The following is a 17,248-nucleotide window of genomic DNA, read 5'->3' as shown; positions in this document are numbered from 1 at the left end:
TGGTCCTTACAGCTGGGCGCGGGGGCGGCGCGAGAACGTCAAATCACGCAGCACGACCTGGTTCATTTCGGGGCCTTCAAAGATCAGATCAATCCAGGCTTTCTCAACCCGCTTTTCGTTCAAATTTGAATACGCCAGATCGAATTCTACAAGAATGTCCTCTTCGTGAAGGGGCAGTTCACGCACGATTTGTTCAGTGTTCGGACCGTTTTTGATGTTGAGCCGCGCAAAAATTTCCAGCGGCTTTTCCATTTCGACGATGCAATTCATTCCAAGCAAATGGGTTTTTTTCAGCCCGCGTGTCGCGTCTGTCGGCAGGTCCACGACAAGAGACAAAAAAGAGCCGTCGAATTTGAAAACATCCATCCGTAGGCCGTAAGGCGCAAGATCCTGTTCACGCAAATTGCGCAATTGCCGCAAAGTAAGCTCGCTTAGGCGGCAATCATGAAACAAAGTGACTTCATCGCCCAGCATCGACTTGGTGCTCACCGAGGACATGCCCGGTTTGGACAATGGGCCGCGCCACAGTTCCGGGCGCCATGCCCAATCGGCATTGTGAGGTTTTGGAAAACTGGTGGAACCGATGGCGGGCAAGGCCAACCGTTCGTCTGCTTTGTGTATCAAACGATCCAGATGCGTCCGCAGCAGGCGGGCCGCGGCCCTGTTCTGGCGCAGGATCGGCAGCTTCAAATCTTTCGCATTCCGCGCAGCGCGGGCCCAACGACGCATCGCACGCCTATGCGTTAGCTTGTCGACTAGCCCAATTGATTTGTCACCCATTCGCTTGGTTCGCCTTTGTTTTTATGGCACAATTCATGGGCAGCCTTACGTTTTGGCTGCCAGAGGTGCTTCAGACTTGTGTACTATCTAACGAAAACCTTGCGCACAGATAAACCTGTAATTGAATTTCAGAACAGCTTTTTTGGTTTGGCCTTAGGTCGTAGTGTACGGGTGGCGACATCATTGGCCACAGACGCACCTTCCGAACCATTAAGCAATTGCTGCAAAATGCGGGGTCCGCGGGTGCCCAACGCGTCGCTGTCATCGGGTGCATAAAGGGCGACGGCCACATCGTATCCGTTCAATTGATCAACCGCATGCCAATGCACATCCGACAACCCGTCAGACGGAGCTTGCGCCCTGACACGCAAATACGACAAACCGCCCAGTGTTTCGGTTGCGGTGACTTTACCGCCTTCGATGTTGTCACCAAAGACGCTTGCAGAAATGGTGTCAGGCGTTGTCGCTTTGGCAAAGCTGATCGTGACGACACTTAACGGGGCATCCAGTGCGCCATCGCGCCCGCCAAGAACGTCACAACGCGCGAGAATTGCAAAGGTTTGTGTAAGACTGGCCGGGTCCACACAAAAACCCGCAGGGGGCACCAGTGTGACATCGCCTTGAACCATCTCGACTTGCGTGAATGGTTTCGCAGCCGTCCCCGATTGCGGGGCAAGCCCATCTTGGAGAAACCCCAATGCGGCGCCGTCGCTGCATCCCGAAAGGGCAACAGCGACGGCAAGTACTAGACCCTTACAGATCCCAGTATTCATGACCCTCGTCTTTCGCACCGGGATGCGTGACCGCACCTTTGTAAGTTGATCCGACAAGCTGCGCATATTTCCATAGCGCACCCGCGCCGTAGATCGTGTCGCGTGCGCCTTTCCATTCGGCCCTGCGCGCCGCCAGTTCGTCGTCGGTCAACGCCACATTCAACGTGCCTTCGATTGCGTTCAACGTGATGACATCCCCGTTTTGCAACAAGGCGATGGGGCCACCGTGCGCGGCTTCAGGCCCGACGTGCCCCACACAGAACCCGCGGGTCGCACCCGAAAAACGACCGTCGGTGATCAGCGCAACTTTCTTGCCCATCCCTTGTCCGGACAAGGCCGCCGTAGTCGCCAGCATCTCGCGCATGCCGGGGCCGCCGGATGGACCTTCGTTGCGAATCACAAACACATCACCTTCTTCATAGGTGCGGTTTTGCACTGCATCGAAAGCATCCTGTTCGCATTCAAACACACGTGCAGGGCCTGTGAAAATCTGGTGCTGCGCTTCTATGCCAGCGACCTTCACGATAGCGCCTTCAGGTGCGATATTGCCTTTCAGCCCCACAACGCCGCCCGTCTTTGTCAGTGGTGTTTCGATGGGGTAGATGACTTTGCCGTCCGCTTCCAAGCTGACTTTGTCCATCTCTTCGCCGATGGAATAGCCTGTCGCGGTGATGCAGTCTTCGTGGATCAGACCCGCTTTGCGCAGTTCCTTCATCACAACGTAAATGCCGCCCGCCTCATAAAGGTCTTTGGCCACATATTGCCCGCCGGGCTTGAGGTCGACGAAGTAAGGCGTGTCGCGGAAGATTTCACAAACGTCTTCAAGGAAGAAGTCGATGCCTGCTTCATGGGCCATGGCGGGCAGGTGCAGGCCTGCGTTGGTTGAGCCGCCGGTGCAAGCCACTACACGCGCCGCATTCTCGAACGCTTCGCGTGTGCAGATGTCGCGGGCGCGGATGTTCTTTTCGATCAGGTTCATCACGGCGGCGCCGGATGCTTCCGCGTATTGATCACGGGATTCGTAGGGTGCTGGCATACCGGCAGAGTTCGGGATCGCAAGGCCAATGGCCTCGGACACGCAGGCCATGGTATTTGCAGTAAACTGGCCGCCGCAGGCACCCGCTGATGGGCACGCCACGCGTTCCAACACATCTAATTCGGCCGCGGTCATGGTGCCGTTTTGCTGATGGCCCACGGCTTCGAACATGTCTTGCACGGTCAGATCGCGGTCGCGGTATTCTTCTGGCACCTGCGCGCCCTTCTGGACACGACCAGGCAGGATGGACCCGCCATATAGGAACACAGACGGCACGTTCAGGCGGATCATCGCCATCATCATGCCGGGCAGGGATTTGTCGCAACCTGCAAGGCCCACAATCGCATCGTAGCAGTGGCCGCGCATGGTCAGCTCAACCGTGTCGGCAATCGCTTCGCGTGATGCCAAAGATGAACGCATGCCTTCGTGGCCCATCGCGATGCCGTCGGTGACGGTGATCGTGGTGAATTCACGGGGTGTGCCGTATGCGGATTTGACGCCCATTTTCACGGCTTGGGCCTGACGGTTCAACGCGATGTTGCAGGGGGCTGCTTCGTTCCAGCAGGTGGCGACACCGACCAGGGGTTGGTGAATTTCCTGCTCTGTCATGCCCATAGCGTAGTAATAGGACCGGTGCGGGGCGCGTTCCGGCCCTTCGGTCACATGTCGGCTTGGCAGCTTGGATTTGTCGAATTTACCCTTAAGCATGGCTATCTCCCGCGAAAACAATTTCAACACGGATACCCAAGGGCCTGACGCCGCGCAAGAAGCGATGCTTGAAATGAAGCGCTTTGGGGCCTAAATCTTTTGGCCTGTGCCAGTATTCCCTGACCGTGCAGGAATTTGAGACGCCCCATTATGGATCGCACGCTTTTTACCTTCATTTGGAAACACTCCAAAAGAGAGCAGTTTACGCTGCTTTTGGTGACATTGATCACCTTCCCGTTTTTGTACGCGACGCTGGAACTTCCCAAGCGGATCATCAACGATGCGATAGGTGCCGAAAAGGCAGTTCTGGATGTGTTCGGTTATGAGCTAAGCCAGACGCAGTTTCTTTTGGCGCTTTGCGTTGGCTATCTACTGGCTGTGCTGTGCCATGGGCTGCTGAAAATGCGCCTGAACACAATGAAGGGTATCACGTCCGAGCGGCTGCTGCGACGGTTCCGCTATTCGCTGATCTCGCGTATGATGCGGTTTCCACGCAGTTATTTCCAACAAACCAGTCAGGGCGAACTGGTGGCGATGGTCACATCCGAAGCCGAACCAATGGGCGGCTTGATGGGCGATGCGGTGGCGCAGCCGCTGTTTCAGGCGGGACAGATGTTGCTGATCGTGACGTTCTTGTTCTTGCAATCCGTTTGGTTCGGGTTGGCTGGTATCGCGTTAATCCCGTTGCAGGCCTGGCTGATCCCGATGATCCAACGCCAGATCAACCAACTGAACAAACAGCGCATCACGCAAGTTCGGGCGCTGGCATCGGAAATCGGGGAAAGTGCGGCAGGCATCACGGACTTGCGCACAAATGGTGGCGTTCGCTATCGTTTGGCAGGGTTTACAGATCGTTTGGGCCAACTTTTCGAAATCCGTTACAAAATTTACAACAAAAAATTCTTCATGAAGTTTCTCAACAACTTCATCACCCAGCTGACGCCGTTCTTTTTCTACGCCGTTGGTGGGTATCTGGCCATTCAGGGCGAGATTACGGTGGGCGCTTTGGTCGCTGCACTTGCCGCTTACAAAGATCTGTCGAACCCGTGGAAAGAACTGTTGACCTACTACAACCAAGTTCAGGACATGTCCTTGCGGTGGGAAATCGTTGTCGACCGGTTTAATCCAAAGGGTATTATCGACGAGACATTGTTTGAAGGTGAACCTTCTTCCATGCCGCATCTGCGCGGCACAATTGAACTGGACCATGTGACGGTGCGCAATGCCTCGGGAAATCCGGTGCTGGAAGACATCAATCTGACGATTCCGTCAGGTGCGCGGGTTGCGATCAAAGTGCCGAACGGGACGGAACGCACCGCGCTTGCAGAGCTGTTGACCCGCGAGATATTGCCGGTGCGCGGCAACGTGCGTGTGGATGGACAAAAGCTGTCCGAACTGCACCAAGCGGTGATTGCTGCGCGCATCGGTTATGCCCATTCGCGGCCGTATCTGTTCGATGGCACATTAGGTAGCAATTTGATGATGCCCCTGATGACCAGCCCGAAAACTGTGCTGTGGGATCCAAGCAGACGGGACCGTTTCACCAATGAGGCCGCGCGATCGGGCAACAGCGCTGATAGCCTTCGCGCCGACTGGGTGGATCCGGCCCTTGCCGATTTGAAAGACGGTGATGACATCCGCAGCTGGTGGTTTGAATTGGTGCAGGCCATGGGCATCGACGAATTCATGTTCCAGCGGATGCTGACAAGCCGCGTAGACCCCAAAATGCACCCCGAGTTGGCCAAGGCCGTGGTTGGACTTCGAGACGAGGTGTTCGACAGGTTGAAGGCCAAAGGGCTGGATAAGGCAATCAATCGGTTCGACCCTGACAAGTTCAACCCGTCGGTGCCTTTGGGGGGCAACTTGTTGTTTGCGGCACCTGCCCGCGAATTAAGCCCGGAAGAACTGGTGGCCGAAAAAAGCTTTTTGGCACTGATTATGGAACAGGGCTTGGCCGAAGAAGGTATCGCTATTTCACAAACCGTGGTTGAAACGCTGCACCAGACTTTTGGTCGCGATGGCACCAACCACCCGCTTTTCACAGCTTTGGGCGTTGAAGAAACGCTGTATGAACAATTGGTGGATATCGCAGCAAGGCGTCGTGAAGTTGGTGACAAAGCCCTGAATGCGGAAGAATTCGCACTGTTTTTGACGGTTCCGTTTGCCTTCACAGCCGAACAAATCGGCCCAGCCTTTCCAGACAGCTTCAAGCAAGAGATTTTGAACATCCGACGTACCAAAGCGGCTGAATTGCGGGAACGATCGGGGGATTTGTTTGTGCCGTTGGCCCCGGAAAATTATCTGCCGCGGCTGACGCTGATGGAAAATCTGATGTACGGGCTGGTATCTGCAATGGCGGGGGCCAAGGCGGAAAAAGTTCGTGAAGTGATCTCTGACCTGCTGACAGAAAAAGGTCTGCGCCGACTTGTGGCTGAAACGATTTTCGACATTCCCGCGGGCCTTGCCGGATCGCAACTGCCGCCCGTGTTTCAAGAACGCGCGGCCTTCAGCAGGGCCGGGATCAAAAAACCCGATATCTTGGTACTGGATAAAGCACTGGCCAGCCATGACGCAGACAGCCGGCGTAAAACACGCACGGCTTTGCGCAAATTGATGCCTGATACAACGCTGATATTCATGGAAGACAACTTTGAAAACCCAAGTGAATATGACCTTTTTGTCGAAATCAAAAACGGCAGGATAGACGGCATTCAAAAACAAGAAATCGATCTGCTTCCTGACGGTGGATCGGACGATCTGCGCAGCAAAATGCGCGAAATTTCCCGTACCGAAACCTTTGCAAAGCTGGACGTTCGCAACCAAAGATTGCTGGCGTTTGCCGCGCGCTGGTACACGGCCCCTGCGGGTCAGAAAATTTTTAGCAAAGGTGATGTGGCAGATGCCGCGTGGCTTTGTGTCAAGGGCAGTGCGCGTATGTTCTTTGATGACGGGGAAGGGGCCCGGCGTGTTGTATCGACTGTTCTGCCGGGGCGTTTGATTGGCGATTTGGCCGTGCTTTTGGACGAAACCCGACAAGTCGATTTGATCGCCGAGGAAGAAACGGTGTTCTTGCGGATCGGGGCGCGGGAATTCAAAGCAGTGATTGAAAGCGACACCACCGCTTTGCTGACGTTGTTACAAACCGTCGGGGGGCATTTGCAGGGTGCTGCGGAATTGTTGGCAAAGGCGCAAGTCGATGTGCCGCAAGATTTCGGTGATCCAGAGCCAGAGGCGACTTAAGAAATGCGCCGCGACTTTGCTTATCGTGCGCATAAGTCTTTTGTGGCACCTGCCAAAAGCCACATGCAACTGTGGCGGTTGGCCTTTGGTATTTTGCTGGTTGTGGTTGTCTTCTCGGCGCTTGGGCAATTGTTTGCAGGGCTGATCACGGTAGCGGCAGAGGCCACGGGCTTGGACGCTGGCCAGTTGCAGATGGGTACAGGCGAAACGCCGGGCGCAATTCTGACAACGCTGTTTGCTTATGGATTGTTGGTGCCTTCTGTCTTTTTGGTGCTTTGGGTTCTTCATGAACGATCTGGCATGACCGTGTTTGGTGATCTGAGGGCGATGAAGGGTCAGTTTATCATCGTCGTTCTGGCGCTTGTGATTGTGAATGTCGTGTTGGAAATTCTGCCGCCTTGGGGATATGGCGCAGACCTTGTGTCTAATGTTGCAATGTCTCAATGGTTGGTTCTGTTGCCGCTGTCTTTGGTGGCAATTCTGGCCCAGACCAGCGCAGAAGAGGTGGTGTTTCGCGGCTATATCCAACAGCAACTGGGCGCACGGTTTCAGTCCCCTTTGATCTGGATGGTGCTGCCATCGGTACTGTTTGGTCTTTTGCACTACGATACGGCGTCGGCCGGTGAAAACGCCTGGTACATTGCGCTTTGGGCGATGCTGTTTGGCATGGCGGCGGCGGACTTAACGGCGCGATCTGGCACGTTGGGACCCGCCATCGCGTTGCATTTTGTGAACAATGTGATTGCGATGCTGTTCGTGACACTGCCCGACAACTGGCATGCGCTGGCGCTTTATGTGACGCCCTTTGATGCGTCCAATACCGAAATCGTCCGTGCTTGGTTGTGGGTGGATCTTGGGTTTTTGGGGGTCAGTTGGCTGACAGCGCGTTTGGGGTTGCAGCGTTGATTGCAATTGTGGTCCACGCAGATTATCTGAGACAGAACCAAAGACAGTAGGGAACCGGTAATGAACTGGATCACAAATTACGTCCGCCCACGTATCAACTCCATCTTCTCGCGCCGCGAGACGCCGGACAACCTGTGGACCAAGTGTACCGAATGCGGCACGATGCTTTTCCACCGCGAGCTTTCGGACAACCTGAACGTCTGCACAAACTGCAACCATCACATGGCAATCACGCCACGTGACCGGTTCATTTCCCTATTTGATGGCGGCATTTTTACAGAAGTAGATGTGCCTGCACCCATCGCGGATCCGCTCAGCTTTCGGGACCAGAAGAAATACCCCGAGCGCATGAAAACCGCGCAAAAGACGACAGGCGAAAAGGATGCGATGCTTGTGGGGCGTGGCGAAATCGGCCGCACACCGATCATTGCAGCGGCGCAGGATTTTTCGTTCATGGGTGGGTCCATGGGCATGTATGTCGGCAACGCCATCATCGCGGCGGCCGAAGAAGCGGTAAAGCTTAAGCGCCCGCTGGTCCTGTTTTCCGCCGCAGGGGGGGCGCGCATGCAAGAAGGCATTTTGTCTTTGATGCAAATGCCGCGCACCACGGTTGCAATCCAGATGCTGAAAGAAGCCAACCTGCCTTACATCGTCGTTTTGACGCATCCCACCACAGGTGGCGTGACTGCCAGTTACGCGATGCTGGGCGATGTGCATATTGCGGAACCCAATGCCTTGATCTGTTTTGCGGGTCCACGTGTGATTGAACAAACCATTCGTGAACAGCTGCCAGAAGGCTTCCAACGCGCCGAGTATCTGCTGGATCACGGGATGTTGGACCGTGTGACATCACGCACGGAAATGCGCGACGAGTTGATTACAATCACGCGCATGTTGATGGGGCTGACGCCGCCGGTGAAAGGTGATCTGCCTGCGCCGGACGCAAGCCCTGATGCAGATTCCGAAGCAGCCGACGCAACATGAGCGCCCAAACATCGGACGCGGTGTTGGCGCGGATGATGGCGCTGCATCCCAAGATCATCGATCTGACGTTAGATCGTGTGTGGCGATTGCTGGAGGCTTTGGGCAATCCGCAGAACGATTTGCCGCCTGTGATTCATATCGCGGGAACAAACGGCAAAGGGTCAACGCAGGCAATGATCCGGGCAGGGCTTGAGGCAGAAGGCAAGCGTGTGCATGCGTACACCTCACCGCACTTGGCCCGTTTTCATGAACGCATTCGGCTTGCAGGTGAATTGATTTCAGAACAGGCGCTGACTGACATTCTGGACGAATGTTATGCGGCAAATGATGGCGGTAATATCACGTATTTCGAGATCACGACCTGTGCGGCATTGCTGGCTTTTGCTCGGACTCCCGCCGATTATACGTTGCTTGAAGTTGGTTTGGGCGGGCGTTTGGATGCCACCAACGTCGTGGCAAAACCCGCGTTGACGGTGATCACACCTGTATCGATCGACCACGAACAGTTTCTGGGTGACACGCTGACAAAAATCGCGGGCGAGAAGGCGGGGATCATCAAGCGATCAGTCCCTTGCATCGTAGGCCCGCAACCCGAAGAAGCGCTTGAGGTGATCGAAGATGTTGCTGCACGCCACGGCGCCCCTTTGATGGCTTATGGGCAACAGTGGCATATTGAACCTGACGCGGGACGTATCGCGTTTCAGGACGACAACGGACTGCTTGATTTGCCTGTTCCAAATTTGCCCGGGGCGCATCAAATTCAGAACGCGGGCGCTGCAGTCATGGCGCTGCGCCATCTGGGGTTTGGGGAAACGGCCTGCGAAGGCGCAGTCACGCAAGCCGACTGGCCTGCACGTATGCAACGGTTGAAATCGGGGCCATTGATAGACTTGGCAAATGGCGCAGAGCTTTGGTTGGACGGCGGGCACAACCCTGCAGCGGGCCTTGCCTTGGCAGCGGTTTTGGAAAGTTTACCCAAGCGGAAAACCTACCTGATCTGCGGTATGCTTAACACCAAAGACGTTAGCGGTTACCTTGCGCCTTTGGCTGACCATGCAGAGCATCTGACGGCCGTGTCTATTCCGGGCGAGGCCAACACGCTCAGCGCTGCGGATACGGCGAAAGCCGCGCAAGGCGTAGGGATGCAAGCACAAACGGCAGAAGACGTGGCAGGGGCTTTGACGCAAATTCTGGCCACGGCACCTGATGCACGCGTCCTGATTTGCGGGTCCTTGTATCTGGCGGGGGCTATTTTACGCGAAAACGGCTAACTCAAGCTGCTATGATCCGGTCTGCACCGCATCATGTTGACGGGGCTTGGCCCTTGCGCGTATATGTTGCGGTAATCAACAAAGGGTAGGATGCCTGGCATCACTGCCTTCGTATCTTGGGGGATGCAACATGTTCGGGCGCATGGATTTTGCGGCTTTGATGAAAGGGTTGAAAGACCCTGAAACGGGCGAATTTTCTTCAAATGTTCAACTGACGGCCATCGGATCGGCGTTTGTTACGATCACTATTGGCCTTATCGTTTTGCAGCCGGGCTATCCGGCAGATCAATTTGCAAATGGTGAATTGTTGCCACAAGACTTGACGGACGCGCCATCGGCAGTTGTGATTGCCGCAGATGGCGCAGCCTATGACGGGGCCGACGATGGGGTTGTGACGCGGTCCAACACGTCGCTGTTTTCCGTTGGCCCAGACCCTGTGCAACGTGATCCGATCCGCCTGAGCAGCGGCGACATTATCACTTATGATTTGCGTGGGCTGACAGCGACGGTTTTGACTGATTTCGGGCATGTGACGCGTCCCGGTGACCGGCTGCATAGCTTGCTTGTGGAAACTCTTTCGGCACAAGAACCCGAAAACTATATCGATACGGTTTTGAACGCAGCCGCCGGGCGCGGAGAGTTTTTGGTGCCTGTGTCATTACAGACTGTTGATGGCGGATTGGACACCGAAACGCTTTTGCAAGCCATCAAAGTGCGATCAAAACTGAACTGAACTGAACTGAACTGAGGTCGCGTCGCTAAGGTTGCGCCCAATCGCTGGACTGCATTTCGCGCAAACGTGACGCGGTACGTTCGAATTCAAACGTCCCTTCGCCTTCTAGATACAGCATTTCCGGCTGCGCTGCAGCCGAGCAAATCAGGCGTACTTTGGCTTCGTAAAGCGCATCGATCAGTGTGACAAAGCGTTTTGCTTCGTTGAAATTCGAGCGCGACAAAGTGGGGATGTCATCCATCAAAAGCACTTTCACAGCCTCGGCTATCGCAAGGTAGTCGGCGGGGCCCAAGAACGCGCCACACAGGTCAAAAAAGCTGGCACGTGCCACGCCGTTGCGAAACTTGGGCAGCACAACATCGCGGCCTTTGACTTTTAGCGTTAAAGGGTCTGCGGGGCCGCCGCTTAGGTCTGTCCACACGGCGTCCATGGCCGCACGGGCATCAGGCCCTACGGGGCTGAAATACACCGGTGTGCCTGACAGCCGGTCTTGACGGTAATCGGTGGGGCTGACCAATTCCCACAGCTGCATCTTGTCTTCAATCAAGGCGATGAAGGGCAAAAATGCTTCGCGGTTCAGCCCGTGTTTATACAACTCCGATGGAACGCGGTTCGAGGTTGTGACAACCACCACTCCGCCTTCGAACAAGGCCTCGAAGAGGCGGCCCACGATCATGGCATCCGTGATGTCCGTGATCTGCATTTCATCAAATGCCAACACTTTGACTGACGCCACAATATCGGCGGCCACAGGTGCGACCGGGTCTTTCACCCCTTGGGCGCGCGCTGCGTGCATGGCGGCCTGGACCTCTTGCATGAAGGCGTGAAAATGGACGCGGCGGGCGGGAATGTCACCAATGTTCTGCGCGAACAAATCCATCAGCATAGATTTCCCGCGCCCGACACCGCCCCACAGATACAAGCCCTTTGGTGGTTCTGGTGCTTTGCGAAACCATCCGCTTTTGGCAGGCTCGGCCAAAGCCGCGCGAATGCGTTCGAACTGCGGCAGAACTGCTTCTTGCGCGGGGTCTGCCGTCAATGCGCCTGAAGCAACAAGATCAGTATAGATGCGGGGTAAGTCGGTCATGGGTTTGGCATATCTCGCGCGATGCGTGGTGAAAAGATCAGTCTTTGTGATGGGTTATGAATAAACGCTGAATTGACCAACAGATATTTGCAGTTAATGTGCCCGAATACCACGGGGGAGGCGATCATGGGCCAGCGTAGCACGATATTCACTCCGGTTTTGATCGTGGGATGCGCAATCATCATGGTCAGCTTCGCGATACGAGCATCCTTTGGTGTGTTTCAAATCCCGATTGCCGAGGAATTTGGGTGGTTGCGGGCAGAGTTTTCTTTGGCCATCGCCATTCAAAATCTGGCGTGGGGTGTGGGGCAACCGATTTTTGGTGCGGTTGCGGAAAAAGTTGGTGACCGCAAAGCCATCGTTATTGGCGCTGCGACCTATGCGTTGGGGATGGTTTTATCTGCCAATGGCACGTCCCCGATTGAACATCAGACCTATGCCTGGCTGGTGGGTTTTGGGATTGCGGGCACTGGCTTTGGCGTCATTCTGGCCGTTGTCGGTCGTGCGTCCAGCGACGAAAACAGGTCGATGTCGTTGGCTATTGCAACGGCTGCGGGCAGTGCGGGACAGGTATTTGGTGCGCCTTTGGCGGAATGGTTGTTAACCATGATGACATGGCAATCCGTATTTTTGGTGTTTGCCGGTGCGGTATTGGCGATGATCTTTACCCTGCCCTTCATGCGCGTGCCACAAATGGCCAGTAAAGCGGAACTTGAAGAAAGCATGGGCCAAATTCTGGTCAAGGCGTTCAAAGATCCATCATACACGCTGATCTTCTTGGGCTTCTTTTCTTGCGGCTATCAATTGGCGTTTATCACGGCCCACTTTCCCGCCTTCGTCACCGAAGTCTGCGGCCCGATCCTGCCCGGAGGCGCACTGCATAGCATCGGCATCACCACCACATCAGCTTTGGGTGCTGTTGCTATTTCGCTTATCGGGCTTACCAATATAGCAGGCACTTTGATCGCGGGATGGGCCGGCAAACACTATTCCAAAAAGTACCTGCTGGCGGGTATTTACGTCGCTCGTACTGTTGTGGCTGCCTTGTTTATCATGTTCCCCATGACGCCTGCGACGGTTTTGCTTTTCTCTGTTGCCATGGGGTCGCTTTGGTTGGCCACTGTGCCGCTGACCTCGGGCCTTGTCGCGCATATTTACGGGTTGCGATATATGGGAACGCTGTATGGCATCGTATTTTTCAGCCACCAGTTGGGCAGTTTTCTGGGTGTGTGGCTTGGGGGGCGGATGTACGATTTGTACGGCAGCTATGAAACGGTTTGGTGGATTGGTGTCGGCGTCGGCGCCTTCAGCGCGATTGTGCATTTGCCGATCCGCGAAAAACCGTTGGGGCAGGCGCAGGCGGCTTAACGGGCCCCGGGCAGGTTGTCATGGATCAGACGCAACACGGCATCGGTGTGTGTATAGGTCAATCCGTGCCCCGCACCGTCCACAATTTCCTGCGTCGCATTGCGGGACCATTCTGCCAAAGTTCCTACAGCGGCGATTGGGATCACGGTATCTTCGCGGCCCCAGATGGCCAGCACGGGAATGCCCGCGCGCTGGATGATCTGATGTTCTTCTTTCAAAGCCCGCCACAGTACACCGCGTAAACTTGCCAGAACGGCCGGCAGGTAGCCCCGAAACTTCAGCTCGTTTTCTTGCAAATCCGCCATGCCTTCGACGCTTTTGGGAAAATCCGCTTCTGCCTTGATGCCTTTGCGCAATTGTCCGGGGTAAAACGCCAGCATCAGCCAGTCGCCAATAACAGGCGTTTTGACGATGAAGTTCCCAAGGCGTCCGGCCACGATGCCCATACCTGCGGGCGCCAGCAAAATTAATTGCCGCACACGCGAAGGGTTTTGGGCCGCAAACAAGGTCGAGATCGCACCGCCCATTGAGTATCCAACAATGGTGATATCATCCGACACACCTTGGTCCGAAAGAAGCTCGTTGAGCTGGTTCAAGAAGAATTCGGCGTCTTGCTTGCCTTTTGGTTTGTCTGAATAGCCGCGCCCGTACAAATCGTATGTCAGGCACCGAAAGCCCATAACGGCCAACCCCCGAACCATGCTGCGCCAAACAAAAGAGGGCGTCGTCAAGCCATGCACACACACGACCACGGGGCCACGCGCCGGGCCATACCAATTGTAATGCGTCACGCCCTTCGACAACTGCGCAAATTCACCGGGGGCCGTGTTGCGGGCGTCTTGCGTCATAACGCTGCGCGATTTTTCTATAACCAAGGGGATGGCAATCAGCGCGATCAGTATGAGAACGGCAAAAACAGTCATCGGGTGCGCCAGCGTTCAAGAATGTAGCGGCTGGTCATCAGATCAAGATGGGCGCCACCGCCATTCTTAAACAAAGTGATTTCGTCGTCAGAACCGCGTTTGAACGCTTCAATATCGTAGTAATCGGCGACGATGTCACTTTGGGCAAAGTGCCCCTGTTCGATGGGGATTTTGATTTCGCCGATGTGGCCCACAGTTGTGTCGTAGCTGTCGACAAACACGCGCGCGCGGTGCAGTGCGTTATCGTCGACTTCGCGCATGTCCGGTCGGTATGCACCGATAAGGTCGACGTGCTGTCCGGGCCGCAGCCACGCGCCTTTGATTAAGGGGCTGGTGGACATGGTGGCCGAGGTGATGATGTCTGCGGCGCCAACTGCGGTTTCCAGATCGTCAGCGATGCGCAGGCCCGGCACAGCATCTGCCATGGCTTGCGCGTTGGCTGGGGTACGGTTCCACACCGTGAAGTGCGCGTCTGGAAATGCGGCGGAATAGGCGCTGTGCAGATTGCGCCCCACGGTGCCAGCGCCCACAATCAGGATGTTGCGACTGTCCGGGCGGGCCAGGCGGCGCGCGGCTGTCAGGCTGTCCCCTGCCGTTTTCCATTTTGTCACCAGATGGAAATCCACGATGGCTTCCAGCGTGCCATCAGCATCCGAATACAGGTTGACGCCCCCGTTGATCATTGGCGCATCTTTGGCGGGGTTGCCGGGGAATATGGTTGCGGTCTTCACAGCCATACCAAGGCCATCAATCCACGCCGCACGGCTTAGCAATGTATCGGGGTCGCGATATAAAAACGTGTCGCCAATTTCGGCTTTGGGCAGGGCATGACCCGCCGCCAATGCGTCTGTCAGGCCGATCCAGTCCAGCAGGGCTTCGCCTTCGGCAAATGGAATGAAGGGGATCTGTGTCATGTGGCCTCTTGTGCTGTCAGCAGGCCTTCCGCCACAAGTCTGTCAGCCCAGCCCTTGGGGTGCTCAAATAGATGGGTTTGCCAGCCGCGGGCCTTTGCCGCGTCGATGTTGTCCTGACGATCGTCTGCAAAGATCAAAGCATCCCCTGACAACCCGCTGCCGTCTTCCAGCATCTGGTAAATGGTAGGGTCTGGCTTGATCACACCCATGTGGCCCGAGATGAAATCTCGATCAAATTTGCGCATAAAGGGATAGACTTCGGCCGCGATGTCGTAGGTCTGGATGCCAAAGTTCGTCAGGGAAAACACCGGAATGCCTTTGGTTTGCAATGCATACATAAGGCGTTCGGAATGGTCGATCAGAGGGGCGGCCAAATCAATCCAACGATCATGCCAGATGTTGATCTCTGTGGCCCAATCGGGATTGTCCTGCGCGGTTTGGCGCAAAACATCGTGAAAGTTTTCGCCTGCATCAATGCCATCGTTCATGCCATGCAGATCCACGGCCGCAAAGAACGCGCGTCTGCGATCTGCCCCAATCACGCTGTCGAAAAACTGTTCTGGCTGCCAGCCGATGAGGACGTTGCCTATGTCGAAAACAACAGCTTTGATGGTCATTCGATGTTCCTTGTCATTCTGCTTTTCGCGCCTTTAAGTCACTGCCGCGCTGCTGCCCGCATTTCACGTTCTAACGCTTCCAGAAAACGCGACCTGTCGGCTTTGGTAAACCCTTTTCCTCCGCCTTGGCGAAAAGGGTCAGCGGCCCGCAAGTCTGTCATCAGGTCGCGCGTGGCCAAGACGTTGCCGATGTTTGCCGCTGTAAGCGCTTCGCCATTGTGTTTCAGAACGCGCGCACCCGCCTCGACGCATTTCGCGGCCAGTGGGATGTCGCCTGTCACCACCACGTCGCCGCGGCCACAACGATCCGCGATCCACATATCAGCCACGTCTGGGCCTGCGTCTACGATCACGTTTTCCACCAGCGGGTTTTGCGAAGGGCGCAAGCCGCCGTTGGACACCACAAACATCTGGCATTTGTGCCGGGTTGCGACGCGTTCCGCTTCCTCTTTGACAGGGCAGGCGTCGGCGTCGATATAAAGGCTCACTTCTTTTTGTCCGGCGCTTTGAATTCTTCTGGGATCGGCATGCGATTGAAGGCATCCAGCCCTGCGATTTTATAGGCCTCGGCCAGCGTGGGGTAGTTGAAGGTGTTCTGCACGAAATAATCCACAGTGCCTTTCAGGTTCAGCACGGCTTGCGCGATATGGATCAGTTCGGTCGCGCCTTCGCCCACAATTTGCACACCTAGCACGCGGCGTGTTTTCAGTGACACCAGCATTTTTAGCATGCCGTGTTCCAGCCCCATAATGTGCCCACGAGAGGTTTCGCGGAAACGCGCCTCGCCGACTTCATAAGGGATTTCGCGTTCCTGCATTTCCTCTTCGGACATGCCGCACGTCGAGATTTCGGGGACGGAATAGATGCCATATGGGAACCACGCGCTTTCGCCCAGTGTTGGCGTATCCAGCGCATGGCAGGCGGCAACGCGACCCTGTTGCCCAGAGGTTGAGGCCAGCGACGGGTGCCCGATCACGTCGCCTGTAGCGTAGATGTGTTTGACGGAGGTTTGATAGCTTTTGCGGTCCACGTCCAGCCGCCCACGGTGGTCTGTTTCCAGCCCTGCCGCCTTCGGGTTCAGTTTGTCGGTGGCTCCCATGCGTCCAGCGGCAAACAGCAACATTTCGGCGCGCACATGACGGCCATTTTCCAGAGTGACCTCGACGTGTTCACCTGCGTCTTCGACTTTTTCGATGGAAGACCCCAGCCGCAAATCCACACCGTTTTCTTTGATCTGATGGGTGAAGTCGCTGATGATGCCTGTGTCGATGAAATCAAGGAAGCTGTCGCGGGGTTCGATCAATGTCACGTTGATGTCGAGGGCAGCAAACATCGACGCATATTCAACGCCGATGACGCCCGCGCCCACCACGATCAGGCTGCGCGGCAGGTGATCCATTTCGAGGAATTCATCGCTGTCCACGATTGTAGTGCCGTTGAACGGCATATAGTCGGGGCGGTAGGTTTTGGTGCCTGTGGCGATCAGAAATTTGTCGGCCGTGATGGTGGTGGTTTCGCCCGCTTCGGTTTCGACCTCAACTGTGTTGGCGTCGATGAAATGCGCGGTGCCGTTCAGAGTTTCGACATGGTTGCGGTTGAATTGGTGTTCCAGCACGTCGACCTCGTGATCGAGGGTTTGGTGCAAACGCCCCTTTAGATCATCAGCGCTGATTTCCTGTTTCACGCGGTAGCTGCGGCCATAAAAAGACCGTTCGCGCCAGCCCGATAGGTTCAGCACGGTTTCGCGCAGGGTTTTTGACGGGATTGTACCTGTGTGCACGGACACCCCGCCCAAACGGTCCTTGCGGTCGATGACCAGAACCTTGCGTTTCAGTTTGCCGGCTTGGATCGCCGCAGAGCGTCCCGAGGGGCCTGAACCGATGATGATAAGGTCGTAATGGGCCATGC

At 55.7% G+C, this 17,248-nt stretch carries 15 protein-coding genes; 6 read left to right on the top strand and 9 right to left on the bottom strand.

Annotated elements, in window-relative coordinates; genetic code table 11:
• Positions 1-6 precede the first annotated feature (6 nt).
• The 3 genes from ABJL60_RS16905 to ilvD form a co-directional block, all read right to left on the bottom strand.
• The gene (locus tag ABJL60_RS16905) at positions 7-780 is read right to left on the bottom strand and encodes a DUF6478 family protein (protein ID WP_245926100.1); all 774 of its coding nucleotides are present in this window, start codon (positions 778-780) and stop codon (positions 7-9) included.
• A gap of 128 nt (positions 781-908) precedes the next feature.
• The gene (locus tag ABJL60_RS16900) at positions 909-1,553 is read right to left on the bottom strand and encodes a hypothetical protein (RefSeq protein ID WP_348375697.1); all 645 of its coding nucleotides are present in this window, start codon (positions 1,551-1,553) and stop codon (positions 909-911) included.
• A complete protein-coding gene (gene ilvD, locus ABJL60_RS16895) occupies positions 1,534-3,297 on the bottom strand; it encodes a dihydroxy-acid dehydratase (protein WP_348375699.1) in 1,764 nt (587 codons plus the stop codon). The genes ABJL60_RS16900 and ilvD overlap by 20 nt, the downstream gene beginning before the upstream one ends.
• 150 nt (positions 3,298-3,447) lie before the next feature.
• On the opposite strand from ilvD, the gene ABJL60_RS16890 reads away from it, so the two are divergent.
• The 5 genes from ABJL60_RS16890 to ABJL60_RS16870 all read left to right on the top strand — a co-directional run bounded on the left by ABJL60_RS16890 (position 3,448) and on the right by ABJL60_RS16870 (position 10,431).
• A complete protein-coding gene (locus ABJL60_RS16890; RefSeq protein WP_348291109.1) occupies positions 3,448-6,537 on the top strand; it encodes an ABC transporter transmembrane domain-containing protein in 3,090 nt (1,029 codons plus the stop codon).
• Positions 6,538-6,540: 3 nt separating this feature from the next.
• Entirely contained in the window at positions 6,541-7,443 is a 903-nt protein-coding gene (locus ABJL60_RS16885) for a CPBP family intramembrane glutamic endopeptidase (RefSeq protein ID WP_348375701.1), read from the top strand.
• A 60-nt stretch (positions 7,444-7,503) separates the two neighbouring features.
• Positions 7,504-8,427: an acetyl-CoA carboxylase, carboxyltransferase subunit beta gene (gene accD, locus ABJL60_RS16880; RefSeq protein ID WP_348375703.1), complete on the top strand. Its 924-nt coding sequence runs from the start codon at positions 7,504-7,506 to the stop codon at positions 8,425-8,427.
• Positions 8,424-9,698, top strand: coding sequence for a folylpolyglutamate synthase/dihydrofolate synthase family protein (locus ABJL60_RS16875; RefSeq protein WP_348291104.1), 1,275 nt, complete (start codon positions 8,424-8,426; stop codon positions 9,696-9,698). The genes accD and ABJL60_RS16875 overlap by 4 nt, the downstream gene beginning before the upstream one ends.
• 130 nt (positions 9,699-9,828) lie before the next feature.
• The gene (locus tag ABJL60_RS16870; RefSeq protein WP_348375705.1) at positions 9,829-10,431 is read left to right on the top strand and encodes a hypothetical protein; all 603 of its coding nucleotides are present in this window, start codon (positions 9,829-9,831) and stop codon (positions 10,429-10,431) included.
• A 25-nt stretch (positions 10,432-10,456) separates the two neighbouring features.
• Here the strand turns inward: ABJL60_RS16870 and zapE are convergent, their stop codons facing one another.
• On the bottom strand, positions 10,457-11,518 hold the full coding sequence (gene zapE / locus ABJL60_RS16865; protein WP_348375707.1) for a cell division protein ZapE: 1,062 nt from the start codon (positions 11,516-11,518) through the stop codon (positions 10,457-10,459).
• Between the two features lie 126 nt (positions 11,519-11,644).
• Between zapE and ABJL60_RS16860 the strand changes: the two genes are divergently transcribed.
• Positions 11,645-12,886 (top strand): MFS transporter, encoded by a 1,242-nt coding sequence (locus ABJL60_RS16860; protein ID WP_348291098.1) that lies wholly within the window; start codon positions 11,645-11,647, stop codon positions 12,884-12,886.
• Here ABJL60_RS16860 and ABJL60_RS16855 read toward each other — a convergent pair.
• From ABJL60_RS16855 to sthA, 5 genes are read right to left on the bottom strand one after another with little or no spacing between them, the layout of a single operon-like run.
• Complete coding sequence (locus tag ABJL60_RS16855) at positions 12,883-13,809, bottom strand: alpha/beta hydrolase (RefSeq protein ID WP_348375709.1); 927 nt, start codon at positions 13,807-13,809, stop codon at positions 12,883-12,885. The two genes, ABJL60_RS16860 and ABJL60_RS16855, sit on opposite strands and share 4 nt — an antisense overlap.
• Positions 13,806-14,723, bottom strand: coding sequence for an ornithine cyclodeaminase (locus ABJL60_RS16850; RefSeq protein WP_348291095.1), 918 nt, complete (start codon positions 14,721-14,723; stop codon positions 13,806-13,808). Before ABJL60_RS16850 ends, ABJL60_RS16855 begins: the two co-directional genes overlap by 4 nt.
• Complete coding sequence (locus tag ABJL60_RS16845) at positions 14,720-15,340, bottom strand: HAD-IA family hydrolase (protein WP_348375711.1); 621 nt, start codon at positions 15,338-15,340, stop codon at positions 14,720-14,722. The genes ABJL60_RS16850 and ABJL60_RS16845 overlap by 4 nt, the downstream gene beginning before the upstream one ends.
• Before the next feature lie 38 nt (positions 15,341-15,378).
• Positions 15,379-15,828, bottom strand: coding sequence for a YaiI/YqxD family protein (locus ABJL60_RS16840; RefSeq protein WP_348375713.1), 450 nt, complete (start codon positions 15,826-15,828; stop codon positions 15,379-15,381).
• The gene (gene sthA / locus ABJL60_RS16835; protein WP_348375714.1) at positions 15,825-17,246 is read right to left on the bottom strand and encodes a Si-specific NAD(P)(+) transhydrogenase; all 1,422 of its coding nucleotides are present in this window, start codon (positions 17,244-17,246) and stop codon (positions 15,825-15,827) included. The genes ABJL60_RS16840 and sthA overlap by 4 nt, the downstream gene beginning before the upstream one ends.
• Positions 17,247-17,248: the final 2 nt, after the last annotated feature.

Source organism: Ascidiaceihabitans sp., from assembly GCF_039986515.1.
Lineage (GTDB): Bacteria > Pseudomonadota > Alphaproteobacteria > Rhodobacterales > Rhodobacteraceae > Ascidiaceihabitans.
The sequence above is the reverse complement of the archived record's forward strand: the minus strand, read 5'-3'. Positions and strand labels throughout refer to the sequence as shown.

Bases quoted from the DNA above. Each gene is read 5' to 3' on its own strand.
- ABJL60_RS16855 (WP_348375709.1), bottom strand. From the start codon at position 13,809: ATGACTGTTTTTGCCGTTCTCATACTGATCGCGCTGATTGCCATCCCC.
- zapE (WP_348375707.1), bottom strand. From the start codon at position 11,518: ATGACCGACTTACCCCGCATCTATACTGATCTTGTTGCTTCAGGCGCA.
- ABJL60_RS16850 (WP_348291095.1), bottom strand. From the start codon at position 14,723: ATGACACAGATCCCCTTCATTCCATTTGCCGAAGGCGAAGCCCTGCTG.
- accD (WP_348375703.1), top strand. From the start codon at position 7,504: ATGAACTGGATCACAAATTACGTCCGCCCACGTATCAACTCCATCTTC.
- ABJL60_RS16875 (WP_348291104.1), top strand. From the start codon at position 8,424: ATGAGCGCCCAAACATCGGACGCGGTGTTGGCGCGGATGATGGCGCTG.
- sthA (WP_348375714.1), bottom strand. From the start codon at position 17,246: ATGGCCCATTACGACCTTATCATCATCGGTTCAGGCCCCTCGGGACGC.
- ABJL60_RS16845 (WP_348375711.1), bottom strand. From the start codon at position 15,340: ATGACCATCAAAGCTGTTGTTTTCGACATAGGCAACGTCCTCATCGGC.
- ABJL60_RS16860 (WP_348291098.1), top strand. From the start codon at position 11,645: ATGGGCCAGCGTAGCACGATATTCACTCCGGTTTTGATCGTGGGATGC.
- ABJL60_RS16870 (WP_348375705.1), top strand. From the start codon at position 9,829: ATGTTCGGGCGCATGGATTTTGCGGCTTTGATGAAAGGGTTGAAAGAC.
- ABJL60_RS16905 (WP_245926100.1), bottom strand. From the start codon at position 780: ATGGGTGACAAATCAATTGGGCTAGTCGACAAGCTAACGCATAGGCGT.
- ABJL60_RS16900 (WP_348375697.1), bottom strand. From the start codon at position 1,553: ATGAATACTGGGATCTGTAAGGGTCTAGTACTTGCCGTCGCTGTTGCC.
- ABJL60_RS16885 (WP_348375701.1), top strand. From the start codon at position 6,541: ATGCGCCGCGACTTTGCTTATCGTGCGCATAAGTCTTTTGTGGCACCT.
- ilvD (WP_348375699.1), bottom strand. From the start codon at position 3,297: ATGCTTAAGGGTAAATTCGACAAATCCAAGCTGCCAAGCCGACATGTG.
- ABJL60_RS16890 (WP_348291109.1), top strand. From the start codon at position 3,448: ATGGATCGCACGCTTTTTACCTTCATTTGGAAACACTCCAAAAGAGAG.